Source organism: Actinoplanes sp. NPDC051633, from assembly GCF_040681735.1.
Classification (GTDB): domain Bacteria; phylum Actinomycetota; class Actinomycetes; order Mycobacteriales; family Micromonosporaceae; genus Actinoplanes.
Genome location: NZ_JBFAZH010001339.1, coordinates 1 through 1,937, shown reverse-complemented (window position 1 = coordinate 1,937; position 1,937 = coordinate 1). Strand labels below are relative to the sequence as shown.

Annotated in this window: 2 protein-coding genes; both read left to right on the top strand. The window is 75.0% G+C overall.

From position 1 onward, the window contains the following. Positions 1-535, top strand: a 535-nt coding sequence (locus AB0M20_RS40740) for a phosphotransferase (protein WP_364306572.1), incomplete at its 5' end; no start/stop codon positions are given. Between the two features lie 3 nt (positions 536-538). Then, positions 539-1,937: CocE/NonD family hydrolase (locus tag AB0M20_RS40735; protein WP_364306571.1), on the top strand; the 1,399-nt coding region annotated here is incomplete at its 3' end.

Genomic DNA, 1,937 nt, shown 5'->3' with positions numbered 1-1,937 from the left:
GGCCGCCCTGCACCGCGTGCCGGCGCCCGGGTGGGACGGGCCGGACCTGCTGGCGGCCGCGATGGCCGAGCCGGATCTCGCCGCGATCCACGCGTTCTGGGAGCCGGCCCTCCCGCGGCTCGACGACCTCCTCGCGGATGCGGAACGGCTGGCCGGCGCCATGTCGGCGTCGCCGCCGGTCTTCACCCACGGCGACTGCCACACCGAGAACATCACCCATGCCGACGGCTCCCTGATCTTCTGCGACTGGCAGTCGGCACGCACCGGTCGGCCGTCGAGCGATCTGGCGTTCCTCAGCGTGCGGGCCACGCCGACCGGGGTGACGGTGCCGCCGGCGTTGCTCGACGCCTACGACCCGGACCGCGACGACGAGCTGCGCCGCGCGGTGGTGGCCGAGGAGCTGGCGATCCTGATCTTCCAGTGGCCGCACTTCGCCGCGTACAACAGCGCGACAGGAATCGCCCGAATCCGGGCGCGGGCGGCGGATCTCGCGCAGCGATGGCTGCACGGACGGGGGTCGCCGGGGTACAGCTAGGACATGACGAAGCTGGCGCGACTGGGCGGACTGCTCGCCGATGCGGCCCTGGGCCTCCCCCTGCGGGCGACGCCGTTCACCGTCGAGCGGGACCTGGCGGCGCCCATGCCGGACGGCGTCTCCCTGCTCGGCGACCGGTACCGGCCGGTGGGGGCGTCCGGGCCGCTGCCGGTGGTGCTCATCCGCCTGCCGTACGGGCGGGCCGGCGCCAACGGGCAGCTCCTGGGCGCGTCCCTGGCCCGGCGCGGCTTCCAGGTCTTCATGCAGTCCACCCGCGGCACCTTCGGGTCGGGCGGGCACTTCCGGCCGTTCACCACCGAGCACGAGGACGGCCTGGCCACGGTCGCCTGGCTACGCGGGCAGCAGTGGTGCGACGGCCGGGTCGCGATGACCGGCGCCAGCTACTTCGGGCACACGCAGTGGGCGGTCGCGCCGTACGCCGACCCGCCGCTGGTGTCGGTGTCGCCGCACGTCACGGCGTCGAAGGTCACCTGGGCGTTCTACGACCACGGCGTGCCCGAGCTGGAGAACGCGCTGAACTGGTCGGTGCAGATCGGCCGGCAGGAGGCGGGCGGGCTGCCGCCGCAGCTGAACGGCCGGCTCAAGGCCAAGATCCGGCTGGCCGCGCGCAAGCTGCCGCTGCAGGCCGCGGACACCGAGGCCGCGGGAGCGCCGGTCGCGTTCTGGCGGGATTTCGTCACCCACGCCGAGCCCGGCGACGACTTCTGGTCGGTCGCCGACCACGACCACGTGGACATGAGCCGGATGCCGCCCGCCAACATGGTCACCGGCTGGTGGGATCTGTTCCTGCCCGGGCAGCTGGCCGACTACACCGCGCTGCGGGCGGCCGGGGTGCCGGCGCGGATCCTCGTCGGGCCGTGGCAGCACGGCGCGCCGGGCGAGCTGCGGGCGATGATGCGCAGCGAGGCGAAGTGGCTGGACCATCACCTGCGCGGCGGCCCGGCGCCGGCGGGCCCGCCGGTCCGGGTGTTCCTGCAGCAGGCGGGCCGGTGGCTGGGGTTCGAGCAGTGGCCACCGGCGGGTACGCGGGAGTCCGCCCACCACCTGCGCGCGGACGGCGGGCTGACCGCCGAGGCGGAGACCGGCGCCGTGGAACCCCGAGCCTTCACGTACGACCCGGCCGACCCGACGCCGACCGTCGGCGGGCCGCTGCTGGCGCCGCCCGGCAAACAGGCCGACAACCGGGCGGTCGAGGAGCGCGCCGACGTGCTGGTGTTCACCGGGCCGCCGCTGACGGCGGACACCGACCTCGTCGGGCCGGTGCGAGCACGGGTGTACGTGCGGACCGAGCTGGAGCACGCCGACGTCTTCGTCCGGCTCTGCGACGTGGACGAGGGCGGCGTCTCCCGCAACGTCGTGGACGGCATCCTGCGCCTCGACC